This is a genomic window from Massilia timonae CCUG 45783, from assembly GCF_000315425.1.
Taxonomy (GTDB): domain Bacteria; phylum Pseudomonadota; class Gammaproteobacteria; order Burkholderiales; family Burkholderiaceae_D; genus Telluria; species Telluria timonae.
Genome location: NZ_JH992924.1, coordinates 487,790 through 513,444, shown reverse-complemented (window position 1 = coordinate 513,444; position 25,655 = coordinate 487,790). Strand labels below are relative to the sequence as shown.

Here is a 25,655-nt window from a genome sequence, read left to right as displayed (position 1 = left end):
TATTTACGTTGCAAGGCGCCAATCCGGTGCAAATATCATTCGGCACCATGTCATATTTAACTAATTTTCGTTGTCTATAGACTATCTTCTGGCGCATAAGGATATTTGTTCTAGTAATAAAGCGTCGAAAAGAAAACCTGTCTTTACACTCCTCTATTACCAAATGTCGCATGCAGGGTAGCGCCGGGAACCAGGTGCGGGGCGACGTCCATGCATGGCCGCCGCTTTCGCCACACGGGCTGCATGACGCCAAGTAAAATGACGCTTTTGTTCGCCTTCTATTTGTTGCCTCACCAGCAACCACCCTTCCCATGCTGCGTATTAACGAACTCAAACTCCCCCTGAACCACCCCGAGCCGGCCCTGCGCGAGGCCATCCTGGCCCGCCTCGGCATCCAGGACGCCGACCTGGTCGACTTCAGCGTCTACAAGCGCAGCTACGATGCGCGCAAGAAGGCCGCCATCGTGCTGATCTATTCGATCGACGCCGAAGTGCGCGGCGAAGCGGCGGTGCTGGCGCGCCTCAAGCACGACCAGCACGTGATGCCCTCGCCCGACGTGGAATACAAGTTCGTCCAGGTGGGCAAGCCGGCCCCTGGCACCCCGCGTCCGGTCGTGGTCGGCACCGGCCCCTGCGGCCTGTTCGTGGCGCTGGTCCTGGCCCAGATGGGCCTGAATCCGATCATCCTCGAGCGCGGCAAGATCGTGCGCGAGCGCACCGTGGACACTTTCGGCTTCTGGCGCAAGCGCAAGCTCAATACCGAGTCGAACGTGCAGTTCGGCGAAGGCGGCGCCGGCACCTTCTCGGACGGCAAGCTGTACAGCCAGATCAAGGACAGCAACCATCACGGCCGCAAGGTGCTCACCGAGTTCGTGCGCTTCGGCGCACCGGAAGAGATCATGTACGTCAGCAAGCCGCACATCGGCACCTTCCGCCTGGTCAAGATGGTCGAACAGATGCGGGCCGAGATCATCCGGCTCGGCGGCGAGATCCGTTTCGAGACGCGCGTGGACGACGTGCTGGTCGAAGAGAGCGGCGGCGTGCGCCAGGTGGTCGGCGTGCGCCTGGCCAGCGGCGAAGAGATCGCGACCCGCCACCTGACGATGGCGATCGGCCACAGCGCGCGCGACACCTTCCAGATGCTGTACGACCGCGGCGTCTACATCGAAGCCAAGCCGTTCTCGATCGGCTTCCGGGTCGAGCACCCGCAGTCGCTGATCGACGTCTGCCGCTTCGGCCCGAACGCCGGCAACAAGCTGCTCGGCGCGGCCGACTACAAGATCGTGCACCACGCCTCCAACGGCCGCTCGGTCTACAGCTTCTGCATGTGCCCGGGCGGCACCGTGGTCGCCGCGTCGAGCGAGGAAGGCCGCGTCGTCACCAACGGCATGAGCCAGTACTCGCGCGCCGAGCGCAACGCCAACAGCGCGATCGTGGTCGGCATCACGCCCGACGACTATCCCGGCCACCCGCTGGCCGGGATCGATTTCCAGCGCGAGCTCGAATCGCGCGCCTTCGTGCTGGGCGGCGGCACCTACGACGCGCCGGGCCAGCTGATGGGCGACTTCGTCAAAGGCAGGCCCTCGACCGAATTCGGATCGGTGACGCCGTCGTTCCGCCCGGCCGTGCACCTGACCGACCTGGCGACCTCGCTGCCGGACTACGCGATCACGGCGCTGCGCGAAGCCTTCGTCGCCTTCGACAAGCAGATCAAGGGCTACTACAAGGAAGACGCGGTGCTCACCGGCGTCGAGACCCGCACCTCGTCGCCGATCCGCATCAAGCGCAATAACGACGACCTGCAAAGCCTGAACACGCGCGGCCTGTTCCCGGCCGGCGAAGGCGCCGGCTACGCGGGCGGCATCATGTCGGCCGCGGTGGACGGCATCCGCGTGGCCGAGGCGGTGGCCAGGGCGATGGCGGCCAAGTGAATGATCAGGTGAACGCGCACGCCGCCACCAGAGCCCAGGGCGTGGCCGCGCCCGCGCTGGCGATCCTGGGTTCGCTGGTGTCGATCAATGCCGGCGCCGCCTGGGCCAAGGGCCTGTTTCCGGCGGTCGGCAGCGCCGGCGTGGTGGCGCTGCGGGTCGGCCTGTCGGCCCTGATCCTGCTCGCCATCGTGCGGCCGTGGCGTTTCAAGCTGCGCCGCGCCGACGTGCCCAATCTCGTCATCTACGGCGTGATGCTGGGGGCAATGAACCTGTTCATCTACCGCTCGTTCGAACGCATCCCGCTCGGCATCGCGGTCGCGATCGAAGTCACCGGGCCGCTGGCGGTGGTGATCCTGTCCTCGCGCCATGCGCGCGACTTCCTGTGGGTGATCCTCGCCGGCGCGGGATTATGGCTGTTGCTGCCGACGGCGGCCGGCAGCGCCCCGCTGGACCCGATCGGCATCGCTTACGCGCTGGCCGCGGCGTTCTGCTGGGCGATGTACATCGTGTTCGGCAAGCGGGTATCAATGCTGGACGGCGGCCAGGCCGTGTCCTGGGGGCTGCTGGCGGCCTGCGTGTTCGTGGTGCCGTTCGGCGTCACCCACGCCGGCGGCGACCTGCTGGCGCCCGCGGTGCTGGGCGGCGGCCTGGCGGTGGCGCTGCTGTCGTCCGCCCTGCCCTATACGCTCGAGATGAAGGCGCTCAAGCGCCTGCCGCGGCGCGTGTTCGGGATCCTGGTCAGCGCCGGTCCCGCAGTGGCGGCGCTGGCGGGCTTCCTGCTGCTGGGCGAGCGGCTCACGACGCTGCAATGGCTGGCGATCGCGCTGGTGACGCTGGCCTGCGCCGGGGCGGCGGCGACCGCCGACCGGCGCTGATCACAACCAGCCGGCCTTCTTGAACCGCCGGTACAGGTAGGCGCACACGCCCACCATGGTGAGAAGCGCCAGCGGATAGCCCCACTTCCACTTCAGCTCCGGCATGAACTCGAAGTTCATCCCCCACACCCCGGCGAAGGCCGTGAACACGGCGAAGATCGCGGCGTACGAGGCCAGCTTCTTGCTGACTTCGTTCTCCTCGATCGCCACCATCGACAGGGTCACCTGGATCGCGGTGTTGATGGTGTCGCGCACCGCGTCCAGGCGGCCGGCGATGCGGTACAGGTGGTCGTGCACGTCGCGGAAGTAATCCTGGGTCTCGAGCACCACGCCCGGCACCCGGCCGCCGTACAGGCGGCCGACGGCGTCCATCAGCGGCACCACGGCGTGACGCAGGGTCTGCGCCTTGCGCTTGAGCTCATACAGGCGCTCGACGTTGGCGCGCTGCTTGCCCTGCATGCCGAAGATGTGGTCCTCGATCGATTCGAGCTCGGATTCGAGCATGTCGACCACCGGGAAGTAGCGGTCGACCACGGCGTCGACCAGCGCATACAGCACGAAGCCGGCGCCCTTCCTGAGTTGATGCGGCTCGCGCTCGGCGCGCGCGCGCACGCCCAGGAAGCCCTGGCTGGCGTCGCGCCGCACTGACAGCACGTAGTTCTCGCCCGCGAACACGGCCAGCTGGCCGACGTTCAGTTCATCGTCCGCCAGCTCCACGATCTGGACCACGACGAACAACGAGTCGCCGTATTCCTCGAGCTTGGGACGCTGGTGGCCGCGCAGGGCGTCTTCGACCGCCAGTTCGTGCAGCCCGAATTCTTCCTGCATCAGGGTGATGTCGGCGGGCGCCGGGTCGCGCAGGGCGACCCAGACGAAGGTGTCGTCCTGTTTCAGGTATTCGCTGATATCCTCGACCGGGATATCGCACAGTTTCTTGCCTTCCTGGTAGGCGACGCAGTTGATCAGCATGAGGTGAAAATGAGGTGAAAAGGTAGAGCGGGCGATGCAGGAGCTTACACCACCCGCCACACTTTTCACCATCAGGCTTTACTACGAGGCTTTACTACGAGCCTATTCCTCGCGCGCGCCGTCGATCCCCAGTTCCACGATCTTGCGCGTGATGGTGTTGCGCCCGATCCCGAGCCGCATTGCGGCGTCGTTCTTGCGTCCGTGCGTATGCTTGAGGGCTGTCCTGATCAGGGCCGATTCGAACTGGCGCCCCAGGATGTCCATCACGTCCATCTGCCCCGCGCTGAGCATGCCGGCGGCCTGCAGTTCGAGCAGGTCGATCCAGCCGTCGGGCGAGGCCGGCGCCTGCGCCGCGACCTGCATGACGATGCCGCCGGCGCCGGCCACGGGCAGCGCGCCCGCCCCCACCACGCCGTCGGCCAGCGGCACCGGATTGGCGCCGGCGCCGGCCTGGCCCTGGGTCAGGTCGCGCGGCAAGTCCTTGATCTCGACGGTCTGGCCGGGCGCCATCACGGTGATCCAGTTGCACAGGTTTTCCAGCTGGCGCACATTGCCCGGCAATTCGAGCCCGGTCAGGAAGCGCATCGCCTGCTCGCTCATGCGCTTCGGTTCGACGCCCAATTGGTGTGCGCTCTGCACCAGGAAGTGGCGCGTGAGGATCGGGATGTCGTCGCTGCGCTCGCGCAGGGACGGCAGGCGCAGGCGGATCACGTTCAGGCGGTGGTACAGGTCTTCGCGGAACAACCCGTCGCGCACGCGCTGCTCGAGGTTCTGGTGGGTGGCGGCGATCACGCGCACATTGGCCTTCACCGGCTGGTGGCCGCCGACGCGGTAGAAGTGGCCGTCGGACAGCACACGCAAAAGGCGCGTCTGCAGGTCGAACGGCATGTCGCCGATCTCGTCCAGGAACAAGGTGCCATCCTCGGCCTGCTCGAAACGGCCACGCCGCATGGCCTGGGCGCCGGTGAAGGCGCCGCGCTCGTGGCCGAACAGTTCCGATTCCAGCAAGTCCTTCGGGATCGCCGCGGTGTTCAGGGCGATGAAGGGCTGTTGCGCGCGCGGGCTGTGCTTGTGCAGCGCGCGCGCCACGAGCTCCTTGCCGGTGCCCGATTCGCCCGTGATCAGCACCGTCACGTTCGATTGCGACAGGCGGCCGATGGCGCGGAACACCTCCTGCATCGCCGGAGCATGGCCCAGGATCTCGGGCGTCTCGGCGGGCAGCGCCTCGACGCTGGCTTCGCGCAGGCTTTCTTCCAGCGCGCGCCGAATCAGCGCCACCGCCTTGTCGATGTCGAACGGCTTGGCCAGGTAGTCGAAGGCGCCGCCCTGGAACGAGGACACCGCCGAATCGAGGTCCGAAAAGGCGGTGATGATGATGACCGGCAGGCCGGGATGGCGGGCCTTGACGGCCTGCAGCAGGTCGATGCCGGATTCGCCCGGCATTCGGATGTCCGATACCAGCACCTGCGGGGTATCGGTTTCAAAGGCGGTCAGGGCCTCGCGCGCGTTGGCGAAGCTGCGGGTCTCCAGGCTTTCGCGCGCCAGGGCTTTTTCGAGCACCCAGCGAATCGATGCGTCGTCGTCGACAATCCAGATTGGTTTCATGTATTCGTGCTTCCCGCAACATGGATTCAATAAAGGACTGGTCGGCGCTTCTCGCTGCCCGCGCTTATGGCAGGGGCAGCAGGATACGGAAATCCGTCAGTCCAGGCCGGCTTTCGCACTCGATCACCCCCAGGTGCTGCTGCACGAAGGTTTGCGCCAGCGTCAGCCCGAGGCCGCTCCCGCCGTCGCGCCCGGATACGAGCGGATAGAAAATGCGGTCGCGGATATCGGGCGCGATGCCCGGTCCATTGTCGATGATATGCAAGTCTAATGCCAGCCCGTAACGAACCTTGGCCAGGGTGACCTGGCGCGCCACGCGGGTGCGCAAAACGATCTCGGCATCGCCCCCGGCGATGCGGCCGGCGAGCGCCTGGGCGGCGTTGTGGGCGATGTTCAGCACCACCTGGATCAGCTGCTCGAAATCGCCGCGAAACTCCGGAATCGAGGCATCGTAGTCGCGCTTGATGCTCAAGCCTTGCGGGAATTCGGCCAGGATCAGGCTGCGCACCCGCTCGCACACCTCATGGATATTGACGTCCCCGACGATGTGAGGTTTCCTGTGCGGCGCCAGCAGGCGGTCGACCAGGGTCTGCAGGCGGTCGGCTTCCTTGATGATCACCTGCGTGTATTCCTGCAGCTCGAGCAGGTGGTGCGGCGGCAGCTCGAGCTCCAGCAGCTGGGCCGCGCCGCGGATGCCGCCCAGCGGGTTCTTGATCTCGTGCGCCAGGTTGCGGATGAGTTCCTTGTTGGCCTGGCTCTGGTCGAGGATGCGCTCCTCGCGGTCGAGCTTCAGCTGCTGCACGTTCTCGCGCAGCTCGATCAGGAGGGTGCCGTCGCCCAGCGCGCTGACGATGCTGTTCACGTGCAGCGGCTCGCGGTTATTGCGCTGCAGGGTCAGGTCCTGGCGCAGGTCGGCGTACTGGTGGGCCAGCGCCTGGCCGATCAGGGCCGCCAGCTCGGCGCCGTTCTGGAACAGCTCGGGCAGGCGATGGCGCTGCAGCGACTTGAGCGACAGCTCCATCAGGTTCTCGGCGGCGGCGTTCGCATACAGCACCTCGCCATCGGCGCCGGTCAGCAGCACGGCCGAGGCCAGCAGGTCGAGGCCGGCGTAGCGCGCCGGATCGCCCGCGTCAAAAGCGGGAGTGTCCTTCAAAGGTGGCAGGGTCATCTGATATTGCCGATCTCGCGCCGCAGCGCCTCGATATTGCGTTCGGTCCGGTTGATCTCGTCGCGCATCGACGCCACCCGCTCCTGGTACTTGGCGTAATTACGCTCGTTACCCTGGCGCTCGGGCTCGCCGTTATTGAATTCCTTCCTGAGGTCCGCCAGCTTGCGTTCCTCGATGCGCAGCTCGTCGCCCAGGATCTCGCGCCGCTCGTCGTCGCGCGCGCGCTGCACCACGTTGTCCACGCGCGGGAAGCCCGACGGGGTGCTGGCGGCGGCCGGGCTCGGCGCGCTTGCCGAACCCGATCCGCCCGAGGCGCTCGATGAGCGCGGGGCCGGGATCGGCTTCGACGCGGCCGGCGGCGAACTGTAGCCGGTGTCGATCAGCTGGCACTTGCCGACCTTGGTGTCGGTGTACAGCGGGCGGCCGTTGGCATCGAGACAGCGGTAGATCTGGGCTTGGGCCGAGGCGCAGAACAGCAGGGCGAACATGGCCACGGCGCCGTGAAAAACGATGTTTGTCATTCCTATCACTCGGTAGCTTGCATCGGCGGGAAGATGCATTGTAGTCGCGCCCGACTATACCCGAAGCAACAAAAAACGCGGGGAAAGCCATCGCTTTCCCCGCGTTTCATGGCATCGCCGTGGAGCATGGCGATGCGCAGGCACAACAGTATTGCTAACCGATTACGACGAGTAGTACATGTCGAATTCGGCCGGGTGCGGGGTCATGCGCAGACGCTGCACTTCGTTCATCTTCAGCTCGATGTAGGCATCGATCATGCTGTCGCTGAACACGCCGCCGCGGGTCAGGAACTCGCGGTCCTTGTCCAGGGCTTCCAGCGCTTCTTCCAGCGAGGCGCACACGGTCGGGATCAGCTTGTCTTCTTCCGGCGGCAGGTGGTACAGGTCCTTGGTCGCGGCTTCGCCCGGGTGGATCTTGTTCTGGATGCCGTCCAGGCCCGCCATCAGCAGCGCGGCGAAGCACAGGTAGACGTTGGCCAGCGGATCCGGGAAGCGGGTCTCGATGCGGCGGCCTTTCGGGTTCGCCACGTGCGGGATGCGGATCGATGCCGAACGGTTGCGGGCCGAGTAGGCCAGCTTGACCGGGGCTTCGTAGCCAGGCACCAGGCGCTTGTACGAGTTGGTGCCCGGGTTGGTGATCGCGTTCAGCGCGCGTGCGTGCTTGATGATGCCGCCGATGTAGAACAGCGCGGTTTCCGACAGGCCGGCATAGCCGTCGCCTGCGAACAGGTTCTTGCCGTCTTTCCAGATCGACTGGTGCACGTGCATGCCCGAGCCGTTGTCGCCGTTGATCGGCTTCGGCATGAAGGTCGCGGTCTTGCCGTAGCTGTGGGCGACGTTCCAGATGACGTATTTCAGGTTCTGGGTCCAGTCGGCGCGCTCGACCAGGGTCGAGAACTTGGTGCCCAGCTCATTCTGGCCGGCGCCGGCCACTTCGTGGTGGTGCACTTCGACCGGGATGCCCATCGATTCGAGGATCAGCGACATTTCCGAACGCATGTCCTGGAACGAATCGACCGGTGGGACCGGGAAGTAGCCGCCCTTGACGGTCGGACGGTGGCCGCTGTTGCCGCCTTCGAACTCCTTGTCGGTCGACCACGAGGCTTCTTCCGAGTCGATCTTGACGAAGCAGCCCGACATGTCGATCTTCCAGCGGACCGAGTCGAAGATGAAGAATTCAGGTTCCGGGCCGAAGTAGGCGGTGTCGCCGATGCCCGACGATTTCAGGTAGGCCTCGGCGCGCTTGGCGATCGAGCGCGGATCGCGGTCGTAGCCCTTGCCGTCCGACGGTTCGATGACGTCGCACTGCATGAACAGCGTGGTCTCTTCCATGAACGGGTCGAGGTTGGCGGTGTTCGGGTCCGGCAGCAGGAGCATGTCCGAGGCTTCAATACCTTTCCAGCCGGCGATCGACGAGCCATCGAAGGCGTGGCCGGATTCGAATTTGTCCAGGTCGAAGTGCGACACCGGGACCGTGACGTGTTGTTCCTTGCCGCGGGTATCGGCGAAGCGTAAATCAACGAATTTGACTTCGTTGTCCTTGACCAGTTGCATTACATCTGCGGCGGACTTTGCCATTCGGAATCTCCTAATTGAAAAAAGGAAGTCGAGTCATGAGAACCGACAACTTGCATCATGTTGAAGCACGAAGCATGCCAACTTGGTGACACCCCACGCGCCATCTCATTTGCATGAGGGCATGCACAAATCGTTCTTGGGGGACGGGCCAGTTTACCCATAAAATCGCGTCGATCGGCAAGCTTGTCGAAAGATTTACAGTACAGGCCGAATGCACCAATGGAGTGCGATCGTAGCCAGACGCACCATTTCAGAGCAGGATACACTGATCCATGGTGGTGCAGCGCGAGCGAATGCCCAAAAACGGAACGGACATTATGACTAAAGAAAACATTCTCGAAGCAGCGCGCCAGCGCGGCGCAGGGCAGCCCTATGCCGGTGCGGTGACGCCCCAGGAGGCGTTCGAGCTGCTCAAGAGCAGCCCGAAGGTCAAGCTGGTGGATGTGCGCACCAATGCCGAACGCGACTGGGTGGGCCGGGTCGCCATCCCCGACGCCCAGCACGCGGCAGTGCAATGGGCCACCTACCCGGGCGGCGTGCCGAACCCGGATTTCGGCGCCCAGCTCGAAAAAGTCGCGAGCAAGGACGACACCCTGCTGTTCCTGTGCCGCTCGGGCGTGCGCTCGCGCCACAGCGCCCGCGTCGCGACCGAACTCGGTTACGCCAACTCCTTCGACATCCTCGAAGGCTTCGAGGGCGACAAGGATGGCGAAGGCCATCGCAAGACGGTCGGCGGCTGGTGCAAGGCGGGATTGCCGTGGGTGGGCGCATGAGCGACGCCATGGAACGCCTGGTCAGGGCGCGCGAGCTGGCCGACCAGGGGCAGTATGACGCGGCGCTGCAAGAGCTGGCCTGGTTCCACGAGCACGCCCTGGAACAGGATCCCTCGTTGTATGGCGTGCGGCGCTCCTACGCGCTGGCCGACTGGGCGGTGCTGGCCGAGGCCCATCCGCCCGCGGCCGCAGCGCTCGAAGCGGTGCGCGAGCGCAATACCACTGCCCTGCTGAACGGCCAGGGCGCCCGCGACCAGCTGCTCGACGTCCTCTCGATCGACCATGCGCGCGACCAGCCGGTGCGCACGCGCGACTTGTTCCTGCAATTGGAAAAGGTGGCGCCGGCGCTGGCCGCTTCCTGCATCCGGGTCGTGCTGCCGCAGGTGATCGCCGCCGGCGACGCCGAGCTGGCCGAACGCCTGATGCCGAATCCCGAAGAGAACATCCGCCAGCATGCCGACTACCTGATGGACGCCTTCCGCGAGCGCCGCAAGCGTTTCACCGCCGCGCCCAGCATCCCGGCCGAGGTCCACAACTATGTGCAGGACGTGAACGCCATCCTGGACGTGCTGGCGGCGCGCGGCCGGCAGGCCGACGTGCGACGCCTGCGCCAGCTGGCGGCCGACGCGATTCCCGCCACCACCCTGCGCCGCGAAGTGCGCGCATCGCTCGTTCCCGGCGCGCCGGCGTGGTACGAGCGCGGCGTGCCGCGCCGTCGCAACGAACGGTTCAGTTAGGCATCACCATCAGCTGGAGGCCAGAGGCGCTGCCCGGCGTGCGATACACACGCTGGCTCGCTTTCCTGAAATCCTCCGGCCTGGCGTCGGGAATGCGCATGAAGCTCTGCGGATTCAGGTCGATCAGCGGAAACCACGAACTCTGCACCTGCACCATGATGCGATGGCCGCGGCGGAAGGTGTGGTTCACCTGCCCCAGCTCGTAGTCGATCGCTGTCACCTCGCCGGGCACGAAGGGCTGCGGCTTCTCATAGCTGTTGCGGAACTTGCCGCGCAGCGGATTGCCGCGCACCAGCTGCTGGTAGCCGCCCAGCTTCATGGCCGGCGGTGCGACGTCGTTGCCCGCGCGCGGCGAAGGGGGCGTCGGATAGTCGCTCGGGTAGACGTCGATCAGCTTGACCACCCAGTCGGCGTCCGTGCCGGTGGTCGAGACGAACAGCTTCGGGACGACGGAGCCGGCCACCGTGACGTCTTGTTCCAGCACCTCGCTCTGGTACACCAGCACGTCGGGACGGGTCGCGGCGAAGCGCTGGTCGGACACCATGTATTCACGCGGCACGCCCTGCGCCGGATAGCCGATGTAGGGCACCGGGCGCTTCGGATCGGCCACGTATTCATCGTAGCCGGCGCCGCCGGCGACCGGCTGCTGCCAGGTCAGGCTGCCGTTGGCGTTGAAATACAGGGTGCGCGCCCGGGCCGGCTTCGGCGGCCAGGCGTCGTAATTGCGCCAGACATTGGTGCCGGTCTCGAACATGGTGAACGGCGCCAGCTCCGTGGCCGGCTTGACGCCTTTCAGGTGCTGCTCGAAGAACGGGAACTGGATATGGCGCCGGAAGTAGTCGCTCGTATTGGCGTCGAAGCGCACGTGCCCGAGGCGCGCACCAATGCCGCGCATCCAGCCGCCATGCACCCATGGGCCCACCACCAGCTTGTTCGCCGCGGCCGGACTGTGGCGCCTGACCGCGTCGTGGATCGTGAACGGACCCTGGAAATCCTCCGCATCGAACCAGCCGCCCACGGTCAGCATCGCCGCCTTCACGTTCTTCATGTGCGGGCCGATGGCGCGCGACTGCCAGAATTCGTCATAGGTGTCGTGCTCGATGTTCGGCATGAACAGCGCGCGCTGGCGCTCGCTCATCGTGCCCGCGATCGCCCCCAGGGTCAGGTGCTTGAGGAAGAAATCGTAGCCGTCGGCCTCGTCGTAGTCGAAGCCGCCGCCCGACGCCGGCTTGGGCGATGGATTCGGCGCCGCGACGAACGACGAATAGAAGTCGAAGTTGGCGGCCAGCTTGAACGCGCCGCCATGATAGGAATCGTCGCCCATGTACAGGTCGGCGATCGGCGCCTGCGGCGAGGCGGCCTTGATCGCCGGATGCGAATCGATCACGCTGGCGGCGGCGTAGAAGCCGGGATAGCTGATGCCCCAGATGCCGACCTTGCCGTTGTTGTTCGGGACGTTCTTCAACAGCCAGGCGACGGTGTCGTGCATGTCCTCGGCTTCGACGCCCTCGCCTTTCGCGCGCTGCGTCTTGCCGTGCGGCGTCATCTCCTGCCACACGCCCTCGGACATGTGGCGGCCGCGCACGTCCTGGACCACGAAGATGTAGCCGGCCTCTTCGAACTCGCGCGAGGGGCCGAGCGTTTCCGGCATCCAGTCCACGCCGTAGCGCAACGCTCCTTCGGCGCGCACGCCGGCGCTGTAGGGCGTGCGCTGCATCAGGAAGGGATAGGAGCGCGAAGCGTCCTTCGGCACGTACACGGCCGTGAACAGGCGCACGCCGTCGCGCATCGGTATCCGGTACTCATACTTGGTATAGGCTTCGCGCGCCGGTCGCTCCCTCGCGGACGGCGCGGCGTCCATGCCGGCCGCAAGAACGGGCGAGGCGGCCGGCCAGGCCAGCAGGCAACCCAGGACGAGGGCGGAGAACGAACGGCGGATCATGGCTTCCTTCGGGACGGTACACGGGGCCGCCAGTGTAATCCGTTTGCCCCGGGCGTGGCTATGCCGACAAGTTCCTGGCCGGCTGCCGCAACTCGCACGCGACCACGCGGTCGCGGCCTTGCGCCTTGGCCTGGTACAGCAGCGCGTCGGCCGCTTGGCCCCATGCCAGGGCGGGCCCGTCGTCGACGGCGCATCAGACACCGGTGATGGAGCTGGAGTTCCACTCCTGGATCTGCGGCGTGACGGAGCGGAACTCTAGTCACAATAATGGTGTCTGAATCTACGTAAGCGTACATGCGAGAACACCATGGAAATGATGCTGAAGACCGGCGCGGCAGCGCGCCGGCTTGGCGTGACACCCAAGACGTTGCAACGCTGGGATCGCTGTGGCACGTTCTCTCCATTAGCGCGCAGCCCAACCGGCCTGCGCCTCTATAGCGAAACGCAGATTGCTGAGCGGATCGGCTTGCAGTCACGCCCGGTGCCATACCGGATCATCGCTTACTGTAGGGTGTCTAGCGCTGCGCAAAAGCCTGATTTACGCAATCAGCGCCGGGTTCTGGAAGAATTTTGCACAGCCCGTGGACTGGCAAATGTCGAGTTCATCAAAGAGATCGGCGGCGGGCTCAATTTCAAGCGCCCGCGCTTGCTGGAGCTGACCGACGCGATCGGGCGAGGCGAGGTCCGCACCCTGGTGCTGGCGCATCGGGATCGCCTGGCGCGCTTCGGGTACGAATGGTTCGAACACATAGCGCACGTGCATGGCTGCGAGCTTCTCGTACTGAATCAGGAGCGCCTGTCCCCCGAGCAGGAAATGGTGCAAGACATGATGACCATCGTGCATTGCTTTTCAAGTCGTTTAGATGGGCTGCGCAACTATCGCCGCCAGTTGGATGTTGCATTGAACAAGGATGTGCGCAATGTTGCTGTCACATCGCATCCGGCTTGAAGCCACATCCGAGCAGCGCGACTATTTCGTACGTGCGGCAGGGACGGCGCGCAAGGTCTGGAACTGGGCGCTGGCCGAGTGGCAGCGGCAAACCGCGCTGGGCCAGCGGCCGGATGCCATGAAACTGAAGAAGCAGTTCAATGGGATCAAGTATGCCCACCCGGACTGGCTCGATGCCGAAGGCAAACCGTGGTTGCGAACAATCCACCGCGATGCGCATGCACAGCCTTTCGCGCATCTTCAGCGAGCTTGGCGTCGCTACGTCGAGCAACGGCAAGCCGGCAAGAAAGCCTATCCACCGACGTTTAAACGGAAAGGTCGCTGCCGGGACGCGTTTTATATTGCCAACGACAAGATTCGTTTTGAGGGCAAGTGCGCCGTGCTGCCAAAGATCGGCGAGGTTTTGCTGACCGAGGTTCTACGGCTCCCCGGCAAGATCATGGGCGCCTGCGTGTCGCGCGAAGCCGACCACTGGTATCTGGCCGTGCAGGTCAAGCTACCGGAGCAACTGGCCCGTCTGCAGCGTCAGGGCGATGGCGTGGTTGGGGTCGATCTTGGCGTGAGCGCCGCGGCCGTTCTGTCCAGCGGCGAGAAGATCGCGGCCCCACGGCCGCTACGTGCAAGCCAGCGGCGCCTGCGCATCCGCTCGCGGCGCCATGCACGCAAGCTGAAAGCAGCGAAGGCCGGTGCCGGGATCACGGGCGCGATCCCGAAAGGGGTACGTTTGCCGGTGTCGCGCAACCGACAAAAGGATGCGCATGCGCTGGCGCGCCTGCATGCGCACATCACGCACGTACGCACCGATTTCATCCATAAGCTCACGACTCGACTGTGCCGCGAAAACCAAGCGATAGCGATCGAGGACCTGAACGTGAGCGGCATGCTGGCCAACCATCGGCTGGCGCGTGCGATCGCCGACGTTGGATTTTACGAGATCCGGCGTCAGCTCCAGTACAAGGCGCAACGTTACGACACGTTATTGGTGCTGGCGGATCGCTGGTATCCGTCCAGCAAACTGTGTTCGACATGCGGCGCGCATTACACCGGGTTGAAACTCGGTGAGCGCAATTGGATTTGCGCCTGCGGCGCGCGTCACGACCGTGATGTGAACGCCGCGGTCAATCTGCAACGGCTCGCCACCGGCGCCCTCGTGGCGAGAACGGCGCTACCCGAGGCGAGTCATGCGGCAACGTATGGCACTGCCGCTGGAGCGGTTCCAGCGGCAGGCGGGAAAGTCACGCCTGTCAGGTACGAGCACGGTCAACAGGACGGCTCGGGGCAGGAAGAGAACGGTGCGCACGTTTAGGCACCTTTTCGATAGCAGGCGATATGGGCCAGCCGCGCATGCAGCCCGGCATCCTCGGCGGCCACCGTCGCGCCGGCCCCGGCGCGCGCCGTCATCTCGTCCAGGATCGCGTCGCCCAGGTCGATCGTGCGCTCCGCGTGCGAGGCCAGCGCGCGCGCCATGTTGGTGGTGCTGGTGCCCGTATTGTCGATCTCGGCCTGGCGCGCCACCAGCGGCTTGCGCAGGCGGTCCAGGCGGTCGATCGCGGGTTGGGCGGAGTCGCACATGGGATCGCAATCGAAAAAGGAAAAATCAGGCGCTGCCGCGCACCGGATGGCCCGGCGTCGCATCGTGGCTCGCGTCGCTGGCCGTGCCCTCCTGCTGCCAGCCGCGCACGCGCTCGCGCACCAGGTGGATATGGCTGCGCAGCCGGTACAGCTCGTCCGCATAGGCCAGCGGCACCGAGATGTGGTTGACGCGGTCTTCGAGGCTGTCCAGGCGCCGTTGCAAATCGTTGCGCACCTTGTCGTCCGGCGCCGCGCCGCTGTCCTCGAACGCCTGCTCGATCGCGCGCAGTTCGCCGTACCAGCGATAGACGCGCGAGCGCACGCGCCACACGTAGATCGGCGGCACGATCTTCGACAGCGGGATCAACAAGGCGGTCAGCGCCACCACCACCACCCACAGGCGTTCGGCCAGGTTGGCCAGCCAGAAGCTCAGGTAGCGCTGCATGAAGGGCGGACCGTCGCGGTAGTAGCGCGCGGCTTCCGCCGCCACCGGGATCTCGGTGTACTTCGGCGACGGGAACTGGCCCTGCTGCTGGAACCAGCCGGCCCCGCCGTGGATCTCGGTGGCGGCCTTGACCAGCAGGCCCACCAGGGCCGGATGGATTTCCTCGCGCGCCACCAGGGTCGCGGTCGGCGCGATCAGGTGGTAATCCTGGGCCGGGATGTTGCGGCCCAGGTCGACGATCCCGCGCGGCAGCACCACATGGGTCAGGAACGGCAGGCGCCGCGTATACGCCTCGGCCTGGGCGAAGTCGAACAGCTTGATGCCGGGCGTCTGCAGCAGCATCTGGATCAGCGGCGCTTCCGGCGCCGAGGAAAACACCAGGCCGTCGATGCGGCCGGCCAGCAGCTCCACCGTGGCTGGCGTATCGGCCAGGTCGCCGATGCGCAGGTCTTGCGGCGCGATGCCGTTGGCGTCGAGCACCTGGCGCAGCAGGCGCGGCACGCCGGTGCCCTCCGGCCCCAGGTTGATGCGCTTGCCGCGCAGGTCGGTCAGCTTCGTGATATTGGCTTCCGCGCGCAGGAACAGCCACACCGGCTCGGTGAACAGGCTGCCCAGCGACACCAGGTCGCGGCGCTCGGCGCTGCCCTCGGCATCGGCGTTCATCGTGTCGCCGTCGGTCGAGCCGCTCTGCACGAAGGCGACGTCGGCCTCGCCCGCCAGCAGGCGCTGCAGGTTGTCGCGCGAGCCGAGCGTCGGCGCCAGCGTCACCTTGATCTCGTCGCGCGCGAGCACCGCGGCATACTGCTTGCCGAAGGTTTCGTAGGCGGAGTTTTCCTGGCCGGTGGCCAGGCGCAGGCTGCGCGGCGGCGCCGGGTCGACCCACCAGTAGGCCAGCAGCAGCGCCGCGCCGACCAGCAGGATGGTCGGGCCGGACGCCACGACCAGATCGCGCAGCGAGACGATGCTGAAATTCTGCAGGCGCGCGCGCAGGCCTTTCACCTGCGCGCCGCCGGTTGCGCCCTGGCCTGGCTTCAACGCACGCACTGGCGCTGGGCCGCCGCCGCAGGGGTCGCGCCAGGAGCCGCGGGCGCGGCCGAAGGCTCGATCATCGGCATCAGGCTCGGCGCCAGCGTCACCAGCAGCTGCACCGGCAGCGCGCTGGTGAAGTCGTAGTGTTCCGACTGCGGGCCGTGCACATAGGCCGTCATGCTGCCGTAGAAACGTTCGCCGATGTTGAAGACGAAGGTCGCCGAACGGTTCACGTAGCGCGATTCGATCAGGCGGCCGCCGCGCGCATACACGTCGAAGCGCTGGTCGCCGGTGCCGGTCTTGCCACCCAGCGCGATGATGCTGCCGTCGGCCTGCACGAAGGCGGTCTTGACGCGCTTGGCGGTGCCGTCCGAGACCACGCCCTGGATGGCGTCGGCCACGGTGCGCGCGACTTCCGGCGCCAGCACCTGTTCCTTGCCGCCCCCCTTGTTGCGCTTGACCAGGGTCTCGTACGGCGTGTCCTTGGCGAAGTGCAGCGAATCGATGCGCTCGGTGGGTTTGCGCACGCCGCCGTTGACGATGATGCCCATCAGCTCGGCCAGCGAGGCCGGACGGTCGGCCGAGGCGCCCAGCGTGGTCGCGTACGACGGCACCAGCGAATCGAAGGGATAGCCCATCTTCTTCCACTGGGCGTGGATCTTGAGGAAGGCCTCGACCTCGAGCAGGCCGGCGATGCGCTTGTCCTGGGCGTTCTTGCGGCTGGTCTTGAACAGCCACTGGTAGACTTCCTGGCGCTCCTTGACGCTGGCCGCCGTGACCTCGGACCAGGTGGCCTTGGGATGGGTGCGCAGATAGCTCACCAGCCACAGTTCGAGCGGGTGCACCGAGGCCACGTAGCCGCGGTCGGCCAGCGACATATTGCGCGGATCGTACATCTCGTACATCTTCGGGATGCGTTCCGGATCGACCTCGTTGGCGGACGGCAGGGTCGCATTGATGAAGGCGCCGAACTGGTCCAGCGTGGCGTTCGGCGCCACCGTGCGGTGGGCCGCGGCCAGCTTCGAGGCCAGCGGACGCACGCCGGAGAACAGCAGCGCTTCGATCTCCGCCGGGGTCTTGCCCTTGTATTTATTCCAGAACTTGGCCAGGAAGTCCTTGCCTTCGTTGTCAGCAAAGCGCGCCAGGTAGGCGGCGCGGCGCGGATCGTTGGCGTCGGCCAGCAGCTGGGCCGACGAGCCCGGCAGCTGGAACATGTAGAAGCGCACCACGTCGCGCATCATGCGCACGAACACCAGGTTCGTGGACTGGCGCAGGGCCTGGTGCACGTCCATGATCTTGCTGTCGTCGAGCTTGCTGAAGTTGCCGAAGGTGTGCAGGCCGCCGCCGGTCATGAAGCGCTCGTAGGGGCTGGCCGAATAGCGGCGCGCCATGGCCGCGTCGAGCATGGGCTTCAGGCCGCGGTCAGCGCCTTCCGGCAGGGTCTGGAAGTATTCCAGCGCCCATTGCGACAGGCGGTCCTTCGGATCGATCTCGACGCCATGCAAGCCGATCTTGTCGAGCGGCTCGAAGCGCTTGTGCAACTGGTCGACGATGTCGAGATAGGTCACCAGCGTGCGCAGCTTGGCGGTCGAACCGAGGTCGAGCTTGGCGCCCTCGTTGATGTCGAGCGGCTGGTCGTAGTTGTCGGTCTGGACCCGCAGGTAGTTGACGTGCTCGCCCCGCTCCATCAGGGTGAAGCTGTACACCACCTGGGCCGGGTCGCCGTTGCCGAGCAGGCCCTTGCCGGTCAGGCCGGCCGCTTTGGCGTGCTCGGCGTCGGACAGCTGGCGCAGGGCCGCCGTCACCGCCTGCTGGGCATTGCCGTCCAGGGTCGAGACCACCGACAGGTCGAGGCGGTCGACGTTGTACAGGCGCGTGTCGCCGATCAGGTAGCCGAGGTGGTTGCGCACCGCGTTGGCCGCCTTGCGCGACACGAAGGCGTCGGCCGGCGGCGGCGCCACGCCGCTGTGCAGCGCCGGCTGCAGCTTGACGCTCAGGGCGGCGTCGCGCAGCTGCGGCGAGATCACGCCGGCCTGGGCCAGCACGCGCAGGTGGCTGTCGGTCAGCACTTCGAGGTCGGGCTCGCCGGCGCCCAGGTAATAGGCCGGACGGCGCTGGGCGATCATCAGGGACAGCGCTTCCTTGTAGGCCAGCACGGCGTCCGGGCTCGTCATCGGGCCCTTGAGCATGGCGTTCACCTTGTCGAAGTCGCGGCCATACCAGACCCACAGGCCGTCGCCGATGCCGTTCACTTCGCCATAGCCGGACTTGGCCGACAGCGGCACCGTGTTCAGGTAGTCGAGCACGATCTGGCGGCGCGAACCGGTGGTGTCTTCGCCGTCCTGGTAGGCGCGCAGGGTGGCCGAGGCCATCTGGATGATCTTGTCGGTGGTCGAGCTGGTGCGGCCTTCGGGCGAATGGCGGTATTTCTCGATCTGGGTCGCCAGCGTGCTGCCGCCGGCCACGCGGCCGCCGCCGCCCAGGCCGACGCTGGACAGGGTCTTGTCGAACACGGCCTTCGAGAAGCGGTCCCATTCGACCGCCGGGTTGCGGCGCGGATGGCTGGCGTCGAGCAGTTCGCGGTTTTCGATGAACAGCAGGCTTTGCACCAGCAGCGGCGGCGCGGCGCTGAATTCGTGGTAGAAGCGCTCGGGGAAGCGCGAGGTATAGATCGGCTGCGAGCGGCAATCGAGGATCTCGAGGCCGACCTTGGTTTTCTCGTGGTAAGTCGCGTACAGGCCCAGGTCGGCCATCTTGACCATCTGCGGCGAGATGCGCGCCTGGGCTGCGATTGCGTAGTCGCGCGTCTGCAGCCGCTCGAGGTAGCGCGGCAGGCCGGCGTAGCCCAGCCGGGTGTCGTACGGACTGGCGGCCGGGAAGCGGATCGCATCGCTGGGACCGTTTTCCATGCGGAACGTGAGTTCGCTGGCCATGTCGGCGAAGATCTTCGCCTGCAGGCGCGAGCTGCGCGTCTCCAGCACCGCCCAGGCCGCCAACACGGCAACCAGCAACAGCAGGCCGAGCAGCAGCCACAGTTTCCAGCGGCGCTTGCGCGGGGCCGGCTCGTCGTCGCCGGGCTCGCCCGCCGGGCCGGCGGGAATGCCGCCATTGCCCGCCAGGTGCGGGAAGGCTTCGTACAGGGGGACGTCGTTGCCGCCGGCCGCGAGCGCAGGAGCGCTCTCCACGGCGGCGCCCGCGGCGCTGGCGCTCGCTGGCGCCGCGGAGGTCGCGACCGCGTCGCCGAAGCTCGGCTCGAAGGTCGGCTCACTGCGCTCGTTGGCGGCACGTTTGCCGGACACATTGCTTGGCCGTCCGAGACGGCGAATACTTTCCATGATGGCTTAACCGGTCTGAATCAAAACGCTAGCAATCCCCGCCAACCTGCTCGCCATCCGTGGTGCTGCTGGTCCGTTCGAGTGGTCGTGGTCTTTGTTAGTTCGCACGCTGATGGTGCAATCCCACTCCAGATCGCACCGTCCGTAGGCAATATTCCACCACATCAATACGTCCCACGCGAGACGCCGTTTAACAAATTTGCTGCGCCTGGAATATTTTCGCAAAAAAACAACGAGGTCTTGGCTGAGTGCTATTACCGCGTGCAATTCAGGCAAGCACCCCGGGCCGTTTTAGCTACCAATATTTAACGCGCTGGAAATGCCTTTGGTGCACAGCCAGGTTTGATCCATATCGAAAGACGGATCACGCCGGCTGCGTCGCCTCTTCCGCGCGCAGCTCTTCCAACCCTTGCAGGCAGTAGTACTGGAACCATAGCCCGGCGAACAGGAAAATCATGACGTACAGCCACAGCGACACCAGGGCCAGGATCGGGAACAGCACGATCGACAGCACCGCGCCTCCCATCCAGACGATGCCCGGCAGCGCGCCGGCCAGCCCGGTGACGAAGCCGATGGCGAGCAGGGCCGAGCGGCGGCGGCGCATCAGGGCCAGGCGTTCGGCCTGGCTGGCGTGGGCGGCCAGCGCGTCGTAGCTCATCACGCGCGAGGTCACCCAGGCCCACAGGCTGGCCTGCACCAGCCAGGCCAGCGGCGGCACCGCGTACAGCGGCAGGGTGAACAGCCACAGCAGGGCGAACACGGCGGTGCTGCCCAGGTTGATCGCCACGCTGCCGAAGAAGGAGCCGCCCTCTTTTTTAGCGAGTTGGGGAAACTGGCGCCTGCCCACATAGGTTTCGATGGCCGGCATCGCCACCACGCCCACGAACAGCAGGGCCGAGCCGATCATGAGCGGCAGCAGCAGCACGATCGCCATCAGCGGCACCACCATCACCTTGAGCATGCCCAGGCCGACCATTTCCAGCATGCTGCCGCTGGTCTCGAAGCCGCCGTAGTCGGCGAACATGCCGTGCAGCCAGTCGAGCAGCGGCTGCAGGCCCAGCCACATCGCCACACCCCACAGGACGAGCGCCAGCAACAGGGGCGCAAGCGACAGCAGCAGCATGCGGCCGCTGAACTGCGCGCCCAGGGCGCGCCGGCAAGCGGTCAGTACGGCGTTCATGGGGCTTTCCTTTGCAGCATGGTTTCTCCTGATGGCAGGTCGGGACGAGGATCAATGCCGCCATTCTACGGGATGGCACTTTCGAGACCCATGGACTACAATCGCCGTTCAATCTGAACAACAAGGAAGACCATGTCCACCATCACCACCGATTCCGGCCTCCAATACGAAGACCTCGTCACCGGCGAAGGCGCCGAGGCCAAGGCCGGCCAGCACGTCACCGTGCACTACACCGGCTGGCTGCGCAACGACGACGGCAGCCTGGGCGCCAAGTTCGACTCGAGCAAGGACCGCAACGACCCGTTCGAGTTCGCGCTCGGCGCCGGCCACGTGATCCGCGGCTGGGACGAAGGCGTGCAGGGCATGAAGGTCGGCGGTTCGCGCCGCCTGACCATCCCGGCCAGCCTGGGCTACGGCGCACGCGGCGCCGGCGGCGTGATCCCGCCGAACGCGACCCTGATCTTCGACGTCGACCTGCTGGCCGTCTAAGCGCGTTTTACCGTGCGCCGTCCTGCGGCGGCGCATGGTGCCGCCGTCTTGACGGCAGCTTTTGAACTTCCCTTCTAAAATGCGGCCCGAATTCCCGTGCCCGCCCTCCTCCTGCGCTAAGATGCCTGCCGAATTGTCCAAGCGACAATACCGCACTCAACCATCACAGGAGTTTCCATGAGCTTGCAGGAACAGTTCAACCAGGCCCAGGCCGATTCGAAGAACCTGTCGGAGCGTCCCGACAACATGACCTTGCTGAAGATTTACGCGCTGTTCAAGCAGGGCTCGAGCGGCGACGTGACCGGCGAGCGTCCGGGCATGACCGATTTCGTGGCGCGCGCCAAGTACGACGCCTGGGCCGGCCTCAAGGGCACCTCGCAAGAGGAAGCCCAGCAGCAGTACGTCGACCTGATCGAAGAGCTGAAGGGCTGATCGCCCACCGGGCCGGCGTCCATGCCCGGCCCGCCATCCCGGTCATGCCGCGGCGGCGAAGGTCTTGCGCATCTTTTCCGCCACCTTGGCCTCGATGGCCGGCGCGAACGCGCCCATGAAGAAGCCCAGGCGGATGCGCATCGCGGCGCGCTGGTCTTCGAGGGTCAACATGCCCTCCACGCCGCTGCGCTCGAAGCGCAGCACATCGCCGTCCCACCTGCATTCCAGCCCGTATTCGGCCGCGATACGCTGCGCCACCTGCTCGGCTGCCGAACGCGCCGCGTCCGGGCTCAGGCTGTGCTGCTGGACGATGCTGATTTCCGCCATCTGACTGATCCTTCCTGAATCGATTGCAAACAATCCGCCATGATGCCAGTTGCGGCCGGGCTATGCCAGAGCTCGCTACAACAGACGGCGCTCGCGCACCCTCAATTGATGAGTATCAAAGCGTGCCCAGCAGGGAGCGCGAGGATGAAGGCGCAAGCCCGTCATTACGCGAGGAGTCGATATGGAAACCCCCGTCGTCCAGCCCAACCGCCTGTTGCCCGGCGACCCCGATGCGCCGCAGGCCGCGCAGCCCCCGGTGCGCTTCGTGCCCACCCCGAGCGCGCCCTACCGCCAGCAGCACCGCGCCGCGCGCCTGCTCGAAGAACCCGACGTCCCCGATCCGGGCGCGCCCCCGGCCACCGAGCCGCCGCCGCACGCCATCGGCGCCCGCGTCCTCATGTGGAAGCAAGATCCTTCGGTCAGCGAAATCGGCACCCGCAAGGCCTTCCTGCCCGGCGTGGTGCTGGCCGGTCCGCGCGACGCCCGCATCGCCCCCGGCGAGCCGGGCATCGCCGCGGTCGAACCGAACGCCTTCGGCGACTTCGTCACCCAGCCCGACACGCCGCAGTTCGACGCCGTCCATACCTTCGTCGTGGTGCGCCAGACGCTCACCATGTACCAGCGCGCCCTGGCCGCCGCCGGCGGCGCCATGCCGCTGCCCTGGCAATGGAACAGCAGCACCGATACGCGGCCGCTGCTGGTCTTCCCGCATGGCCTGCCGAACGTCATGAACGCCTTCTACAGCCGCAGCCAGGCCGCCCTCAAGTTCGGCGACTTCGTTCCCAACGGCGCGACCGAGCGGGTCTTCACCTGCCGCTCGTTCGACATCGTGTCGCACGAGACCGCCCACGCGGTGCTCGACGGCATCAAGCCGCTCTGGCTGCAGGCCGACGCCCCGCCCCAGACCGGCGGCCTGCACGAAGCCTTCGGCGATCTCACCGCGATCTTCCTGGCGCTGTCCCAGCTCGACCAGTGCGAAGCCGTGATCGCCCAGACCAAGGCCGACCTGCACGACAAATCCTTCCTGACCGACATCGCCGAGCAGTTCGGGCTGGCGCTCGGCAACAGCACCGGCCTGCGCAACGCCGACAACGACCTCAAGCTGAGCGAGGCCGGCACCCAGGTGCACGCCATCTCGCAGGTGTTCACCGGCGCTGTCTACGACGTGCTGGCCGACCTGTTCGCGCATGAACGCGATCCCGAGCGCGAAGACTGCGCCGCCGTCCTGCACCGGGTGGCCGGCTACCTGAGCGGCGTGCTGATGCGCGCCCTGATCGCCGCGCCCGACGCAGCCGCCACCTATGCCGACGTGGTCAACGCCATGCTCCAGGCCGTGACAAGCGACGGCAAGCCGGCGGCCTACGCCGACGCCATCCGCCTCCAGTTCAGCCGGCGCGAAGTCGTGGAGGCCGGCCATGGCGGCGGTGCGGATGGCACGGCCTCGTTCGTCCCCGGCCTGCCGCTGGCGGCGCGGGTCTGCGACGCCCCCGGCGCGCGGCAAGACCGGCGCGCTTGCTGCGGCACCATGCAGCTGGCCGAATACGATTGCGCCGAGCGCGTGCTGGCCGGCGAGGCACGCCTGCTGGCGCGCTGGTGTGCCGAACACGGCCGCCACGGGCCGGCGCTGCCCGGCCTGCCCGCCGCCGCGGCGCCGGCCGCCGGAGCGCCGGCCGCCGGAACGCCGGCCGGATCGTCGGCCGAACCGTCGATGCTGGCATGAAGATCAGCGCCCGCGCCTGCGGCGGCTTCGCCGGATTGGCCGAATCCTACGAGCTGGATACCGCCCGCCTGGCCGACGGGCCGGCCCTCGAGACGCTGCTGCGGCGTCTCGACTTCTTCGGCGTCGCCCCCGCCTGCCCGGTTGGCGCCGACCTGCCGCGCTGGGAAATCACGGTCGAGGACGGCCCGCTGTGCCACACCGTGTTCCTGCGCGAAGACGGCAGCGGCGGCCAGTGGCAACACCTGCTCGACTACCTGCGACAGGCCGGCTGAGCGGGGCCTTGACGGCTTCCCTCCGCAGCGACCTTAATCGCGGTCAATATCCACTGCACGGTGGCTTGACAAGCCAAAATCCGCACGCCCGTGCGGATTTCTCGTTCATTTGCTTATGTAGATTGTGTATATAGGCGAATTTGTGAGAAAAGCCGAATTGCCCTAAAATACAGTGCTTTGCTCTGTCCGGCCAGCCTATTCTCTTTCTTGCGCTCGGCGACGCGACATCCCACCAATTGATAGGACTGTTATGACCCACGTTGTCACCGAATCGTGCATCCGTTGTCGTTACACCGACTGCGTCGATGTATGCCCGGTAGATTGTTTCCGGGAAGGCCCGAATTTCCTCGCCATCGATCCTGACGAGTGCATCGACTGCGCCGTCTGTGTCGCCGAGTGCCCGGTGAACGCGATCTATGCCGAAGAAGACGTGCCTGGCGACCAGCAGCAGTTCATCAAGCTGAACGCCGATCTCGCGCGCTTCTGGCCTTCGATCACCAAGACGAAGCCGGCCCTGCCAGACGCGGAAGAGTGGAAAGACGTCAAGGACAAACTCGACCAACTGGCCCGCTAATACCGCCGCTGCGCCGCCCGTTCGGCGCCGGCCCGGGGTCGTTCTGCATGGCAGTGCTGGCTGCCATCGCCTCACCAATCAAAAATCACAGGAAGTAAGCGCATGACTATCAGTGCCACCCACGAAGCGGGCAGCATCGCTCCCAACAGTTCCTTCGCCGGCGCCATCGAAGCGGATGCCGTGATCATCGGCGCGGGCCCGGTCGGCCTGTTCCAGGTGTTCGAACTCGGCCTGCTCGAAATCAAGGCCCACGTCATCGATTCGCTGCCGGCCGTCGGCGGCCAGTGCGTGGAACTGTATCCGGACAAGCCGATCTATGACATCCCTGCCGTCCCGGTGTGCACCGGCCAGGAACTGACCGACAACCTGCTCAAGCAGATCGAGCCGTTCGAGCCGACCTTCCACCTGGGCCAGGAAGTGACGACCGTCCAGCGCCGCGAAGACCAGCGCTTCAACGTCGAGACCTCGACCGGCACCCGGTTCATCACCAAGACCATCTTCATCGCGGCCGGCGTCGGTTCGTTCCAGGCGCGCACGATCAAGGTCGACGGCATCGACAAGTACGAAGGCGAGCAGCTGTTCTACCGCGTCAAGGATCCGGCACGCTTCGAAGGCAAGAACCTGGTCATCTGCGGCGGCGGCGACTCCGCGCTGGACTGGGCCCTGAACTTCGTCGGCAAGGCCGAGTCGGTCGTGCTGGTGCACCGCCGCGATGACTTCCGCGCCGCCCCGGCCTCGGTCGCCAAGATGAAGGCCCTGTGCGACGAATACGAAATGCAGCTGATCACCGGCCAGGTGACCGGTTTCGACGAAAAAGACGGCCAGCTGACCGAAGTGAAGGTCACCGGCGCCGACGGCGTCACCCGCCGCGTGCCGCTGGACATGCTGCTGGTGTTCTTCGGCCTGTCGCCGAAGCTGGGTCCGATCGCCGACTGGGGCCTGGACATCGAGCGCAAGCAGCTCAAGGTGATGGACACCGAGAAATTCGAGACCAACGTCCCGGGCATCTTCGCCGTGGGCGACATCAACACCTATCCGGGCAAGAAGAAGCTGATCCTGTCGGGCTTCCACGAAGCCGCGCTGGCCGCCTTCGGCGCCGCGCCGTACATCTTCCCGGACAAGAAGATCCACATGCAGTACACGACGACCTCGCCGAAGCTGCACAAGATCCTGGGCGTCGAAACCCCGGTGTTCGACTAAGACGAGCATTGCCGCCACGGTTACCGCGTTCA

At 66.1% G+C, this 25,655-nt stretch carries 23 protein-coding genes; 12 read left to right on the top strand and 11 right to left on the bottom strand.

Annotated elements, in window-relative coordinates:
• Positions 1-311: 311 nt before the first annotated feature.
• Positions 312-1,931: an NAD(P)/FAD-dependent oxidoreductase gene (locus HMPREF9710_RS17465; RefSeq protein ID WP_005668499.1), complete on the top strand. Its 1,620-nt coding sequence runs from the start codon at positions 312-314 to the stop codon at positions 1,929-1,931.
• Positions 1,928-2,806, top strand: a complete 879-nt coding sequence (locus HMPREF9710_RS17460) for an EamA family transporter (protein WP_005668498.1) — start codon at positions 1,928-1,930, stop codon at positions 2,804-2,806. Before HMPREF9710_RS17465 ends, HMPREF9710_RS17460 begins: the two co-directional genes overlap by 4 nt.
• On the opposite strand, the gene corA is transcribed toward HMPREF9710_RS17460, so the two are convergent.
• The 5 genes from corA to glnA form a co-directional block, all read right to left on the bottom strand.
• On the bottom strand, positions 2,807-3,775 hold the full coding sequence (gene corA, locus HMPREF9710_RS17455; protein WP_005668497.1) for a magnesium/cobalt transporter CorA: 969 nt from the start codon (positions 3,773-3,775) through the stop codon (positions 2,807-2,809).
• A 102-nt stretch (positions 3,776-3,877) separates the two neighbouring features.
• A complete protein-coding gene (gene ntrC / locus HMPREF9710_RS17450) occupies positions 3,878-5,380 on the bottom strand; it encodes a nitrogen regulation protein NR(I) (protein WP_005668495.1) in 1,503 nt (500 codons plus the stop codon).
• Positions 5,381-5,444: 64 nt separating this feature from the next.
• The gene (gene glnL, locus HMPREF9710_RS17445; protein WP_005668494.1) at positions 5,445-6,548 is read right to left on the bottom strand and encodes a nitrogen regulation protein NR(II); all 1,104 of its coding nucleotides are present in this window, start codon (positions 6,546-6,548) and stop codon (positions 5,445-5,447) included.
• Positions 6,545-7,069: a DUF4124 domain-containing protein gene (locus tag HMPREF9710_RS17440; RefSeq protein WP_005668492.1), complete on the bottom strand. Its 525-nt coding sequence runs from the start codon at positions 7,067-7,069 to the stop codon at positions 6,545-6,547. Before HMPREF9710_RS17440 ends, glnL begins: the two co-directional genes overlap by 4 nt.
• Positions 7,070-7,231: 162 nt before the next feature.
• Complete coding sequence (glnA, locus tag HMPREF9710_RS17435; protein WP_005668489.1) at positions 7,232-8,647, bottom strand: type I glutamate--ammonia ligase; 1,416 nt, start codon at positions 8,645-8,647, stop codon at positions 7,232-7,234.
• Positions 8,648-8,964: 317 nt separating this feature from the next.
• Between glnA and HMPREF9710_RS17430 the strand changes: the two genes are divergently transcribed.
• Both HMPREF9710_RS17430 and HMPREF9710_RS17425 read left to right on the top strand, forming a co-directional pair.
• Positions 8,965-9,420, top strand: coding sequence for a rhodanese-like domain-containing protein (locus HMPREF9710_RS17430; RefSeq protein WP_040776999.1), 456 nt, complete (start codon positions 8,965-8,967; stop codon positions 9,418-9,420).
• Positions 9,417-10,157, top strand: coding sequence for a hypothetical protein (locus HMPREF9710_RS17425; RefSeq protein WP_005668484.1), 741 nt, complete (start codon positions 9,417-9,419; stop codon positions 10,155-10,157). Before HMPREF9710_RS17430 ends, HMPREF9710_RS17425 begins: the two co-directional genes overlap by 4 nt.
• Here HMPREF9710_RS17425 and HMPREF9710_RS17420 read toward each other — a convergent pair.
• Positions 10,150-12,099: a CocE/NonD family hydrolase gene (locus tag HMPREF9710_RS17420; protein WP_005668482.1), complete on the bottom strand. Its 1,950-nt coding sequence runs from the start codon at positions 12,097-12,099 to the stop codon at positions 10,150-10,152. The genes HMPREF9710_RS17425 and HMPREF9710_RS17420 overlap by 8 nt on opposite strands.
• A gap of 307 nt (positions 12,100-12,406) precedes the next feature.
• Here HMPREF9710_RS17420 and HMPREF9710_RS27255 point away from each other — a divergent pair, with 307 nt between their 5' ends.
• Both HMPREF9710_RS27255 and HMPREF9710_RS17410 read left to right on the top strand, forming a co-directional pair.
• Positions 12,407-13,048: an IS607 family transposase gene (locus tag HMPREF9710_RS27255; RefSeq protein ID WP_005668480.1), complete on the top strand. Its 642-nt coding sequence runs from the start codon at positions 12,407-12,409 to the stop codon at positions 13,046-13,048.
• The gene (locus HMPREF9710_RS17410; RefSeq protein WP_005668478.1) at positions 13,020-14,354 is read left to right on the top strand and encodes an RNA-guided endonuclease InsQ/TnpB family protein; all 1,335 of its coding nucleotides are present in this window, start codon (positions 13,020-13,022) and stop codon (positions 14,352-14,354) included. The genes HMPREF9710_RS27255 and HMPREF9710_RS17410 overlap by 29 nt, the downstream gene beginning before the upstream one ends.
• Here the strand turns inward: HMPREF9710_RS17410 and HMPREF9710_RS17405 are convergent.
• The 4 genes from HMPREF9710_RS17405 to HMPREF9710_RS17390 form a co-directional block, all read right to left on the bottom strand.
• Positions 14,351-14,620 carry a hypothetical protein gene (locus HMPREF9710_RS17405; RefSeq protein WP_005668476.1) on the bottom strand — a complete coding sequence of 90 codons (270 nt, stop codon included), beginning with the start codon at positions 14,618-14,620 and terminating at the stop codon, positions 14,351-14,353. The genes HMPREF9710_RS17410 and HMPREF9710_RS17405 overlap by 4 nt on opposite strands.
• 25 nt (positions 14,621-14,645) lie before the next feature.
• Positions 14,646-16,100 (bottom strand): TAXI family TRAP transporter solute-binding subunit, encoded by a 1,455-nt coding sequence (locus tag HMPREF9710_RS17400; protein WP_005668473.1) that lies wholly within the window; start codon positions 16,098-16,100, stop codon positions 14,646-14,648.
• Positions 16,097-19,429 (bottom strand): transglycosylase domain-containing protein, encoded by a 3,333-nt coding sequence (locus HMPREF9710_RS17395; protein WP_005668471.1) that lies wholly within the window; start codon positions 19,427-19,429, stop codon positions 16,097-16,099. Before HMPREF9710_RS17395 ends, HMPREF9710_RS17400 begins: the two co-directional genes overlap by 4 nt.
• Before the next feature lie 364 nt (positions 19,430-19,793).
• Positions 19,794-20,609, bottom strand: a complete 816-nt coding sequence (locus tag HMPREF9710_RS17390; RefSeq protein WP_005668470.1) for an EI24 domain-containing protein — start codon at positions 20,607-20,609, stop codon at positions 19,794-19,796.
• A 132-nt stretch (positions 20,610-20,741) separates the two neighbouring features.
• On the opposite strand from HMPREF9710_RS17390, the gene HMPREF9710_RS17385 reads away from it, so the two are divergent.
• Positions 20,742-21,098, top strand: a complete 357-nt coding sequence (locus tag HMPREF9710_RS17385; RefSeq protein ID WP_005668468.1) for an FKBP-type peptidyl-prolyl cis-trans isomerase — start codon at positions 20,742-20,744, stop codon at positions 21,096-21,098.
• A 177-nt stretch (positions 21,099-21,275) separates the two neighbouring features.
• Positions 21,276-21,530, top strand: coding sequence for an acyl-CoA-binding protein (locus tag HMPREF9710_RS17380; RefSeq protein ID WP_005668466.1), 255 nt, complete (start codon positions 21,276-21,278; stop codon positions 21,528-21,530).
• 42 nt (positions 21,531-21,572) lie between these two features.
• Here the strand turns inward: HMPREF9710_RS17380 and HMPREF9710_RS17375 are convergent, their stop codons facing one another.
• Complete coding sequence (locus HMPREF9710_RS17375; protein WP_005668465.1) at positions 21,573-21,857, bottom strand: polyhydroxyalkanoic acid system family protein; 285 nt, start codon at positions 21,855-21,857, stop codon at positions 21,573-21,575.
• 181 nt (positions 21,858-22,038) lie between these two features.
• On the opposite strand from HMPREF9710_RS17375, the gene HMPREF9710_RS17370 reads away from it, so the two are divergent.
• The 4 genes from HMPREF9710_RS17370 (at position 22,039) to HMPREF9710_RS17355 (ending at position 25,623) form a co-directional block, all read left to right on the top strand.
• Positions 22,039-23,577 (top strand): gluzincin family metallopeptidase, encoded by a 1,539-nt coding sequence (locus HMPREF9710_RS17370; protein ID WP_005668463.1) that lies wholly within the window; start codon positions 22,039-22,041, stop codon positions 23,575-23,577.
• Complete coding sequence (locus tag HMPREF9710_RS17365; RefSeq protein WP_005668460.1) at positions 23,574-23,849, top strand: protealysin inhibitor emfourin; 276 nt, start codon at positions 23,574-23,576, stop codon at positions 23,847-23,849. The genes HMPREF9710_RS17370 and HMPREF9710_RS17365 overlap by 4 nt, the downstream gene beginning before the upstream one ends.
• Before the next feature lie 250 nt (positions 23,850-24,099).
• Positions 24,100-24,423, top strand: coding sequence for a ferredoxin FdxA (gene fdxA, locus HMPREF9710_RS17360; protein WP_005668458.1), 324 nt, complete (start codon positions 24,100-24,102; stop codon positions 24,421-24,423).
• Between the two features lie 102 nt (positions 24,424-24,525).
• Positions 24,526-25,623, top strand: a complete 1,098-nt coding sequence (locus tag HMPREF9710_RS17355; RefSeq protein WP_005668455.1) for an NAD(P)/FAD-dependent oxidoreductase — start codon at positions 24,526-24,528, stop codon at positions 25,621-25,623.
• Positions 25,624-25,655: the final 32 nt, after the last annotated feature.

What these genes read in the sequence shown, in the direction of transcription:
- glnA (WP_005668489.1), bottom strand. Translation starts at nt 8,647, where the DNA reads ATGGCAAAGTCCGCCGCAGATGTAATGCAACTGGTCAAGGACAACGAA.
- HMPREF9710_RS17430 (WP_040776999.1), top strand. Translation starts at nt 8,965, where the DNA reads ATGACTAAAGAAAACATTCTCGAAGCAGCGCGCCAGCGCGGCGCAGGG.
- HMPREF9710_RS17465 (WP_005668499.1), top strand. Translation starts at nt 312, where the DNA reads ATGCTGCGTATTAACGAACTCAAACTCCCCCTGAACCACCCCGAGCCG.
- HMPREF9710_RS17385 (WP_005668468.1), top strand. Translation starts at nt 20,742, where the DNA reads ATGTCCACCATCACCACCGATTCCGGCCTCCAATACGAAGACCTCGTC.
- HMPREF9710_RS17370 (WP_005668463.1), top strand. Translation starts at nt 22,039, where the DNA reads ATGGAAACCCCCGTCGTCCAGCCCAACCGCCTGTTGCCCGGCGACCCC.
- HMPREF9710_RS17365 (WP_005668460.1), top strand. Translation starts at nt 23,574, where the DNA reads ATGAAGATCAGCGCCCGCGCCTGCGGCGGCTTCGCCGGATTGGCCGAA.
- HMPREF9710_RS17405 (WP_005668476.1), bottom strand. Translation starts at nt 14,620, where the DNA reads ATGTGCGACTCCGCCCAACCCGCGATCGACCGCCTGGACCGCCTGCGC.
- ntrC (WP_005668495.1), bottom strand. Translation starts at nt 5,380, where the DNA reads ATGAAACCAATCTGGATTGTCGACGACGACGCATCGATTCGCTGGGTG.
- fdxA (WP_005668458.1), top strand. Translation starts at nt 24,100, where the DNA reads ATGACCCACGTTGTCACCGAATCGTGCATCCGTTGTCGTTACACCGAC.
- HMPREF9710_RS17425 (WP_005668484.1), top strand. Translation starts at nt 9,417, where the DNA reads ATGAGCGACGCCATGGAACGCCTGGTCAGGGCGCGCGAGCTGGCCGAC.
- HMPREF9710_RS17355 (WP_005668455.1), top strand. Translation starts at nt 24,526, where the DNA reads ATGACTATCAGTGCCACCCACGAAGCGGGCAGCATCGCTCCCAACAGT.
- HMPREF9710_RS17410 (WP_005668478.1), top strand. Translation starts at nt 13,020, where the DNA reads ATGTTGCTGTCACATCGCATCCGGCTTGAAGCCACATCCGAGCAGCGC.
- HMPREF9710_RS17420 (WP_005668482.1), bottom strand. Translation starts at nt 12,099, where the DNA reads ATGATCCGCCGTTCGTTCTCCGCCCTCGTCCTGGGTTGCCTGCTGGCC.
- HMPREF9710_RS17375 (WP_005668465.1), bottom strand. Translation starts at nt 21,857, where the DNA reads ATGGCGGAAATCAGCATCGTCCAGCAGCACAGCCTGAGCCCGGACGCG.
- HMPREF9710_RS17440 (WP_005668492.1), bottom strand. Translation starts at nt 7,069, where the DNA reads ATGACAAACATCGTTTTTCACGGCGCCGTGGCCATGTTCGCCCTGCTG.
- corA (WP_005668497.1), bottom strand. Translation starts at nt 3,775, where the DNA reads ATGCTGATCAACTGCGTCGCCTACCAGGAAGGCAAGAAACTGTGCGAT.
- HMPREF9710_RS27255 (WP_005668480.1), top strand. Translation starts at nt 12,407, where the DNA reads ATGGAAATGATGCTGAAGACCGGCGCGGCAGCGCGCCGGCTTGGCGTG.
- HMPREF9710_RS17395 (WP_005668471.1), bottom strand. Translation starts at nt 19,429, where the DNA reads ATGGAAAGTATTCGCCGTCTCGGACGGCCAAGCAATGTGTCCGGCAAA.
- HMPREF9710_RS17390 (WP_005668470.1), bottom strand. Translation starts at nt 20,609, where the DNA reads ATGAACGCCGTACTGACCGCTTGCCGGCGCGCCCTGGGCGCGCAGTTC.
- glnL (WP_005668494.1), bottom strand. Translation starts at nt 6,548, where the DNA reads ATGACCCTGCCACCTTTGAAGGACACTCCCGCTTTTGACGCGGGCGAT.
- HMPREF9710_RS17380 (WP_005668466.1), top strand. Translation starts at nt 21,276, where the DNA reads ATGAGCTTGCAGGAACAGTTCAACCAGGCCCAGGCCGATTCGAAGAAC.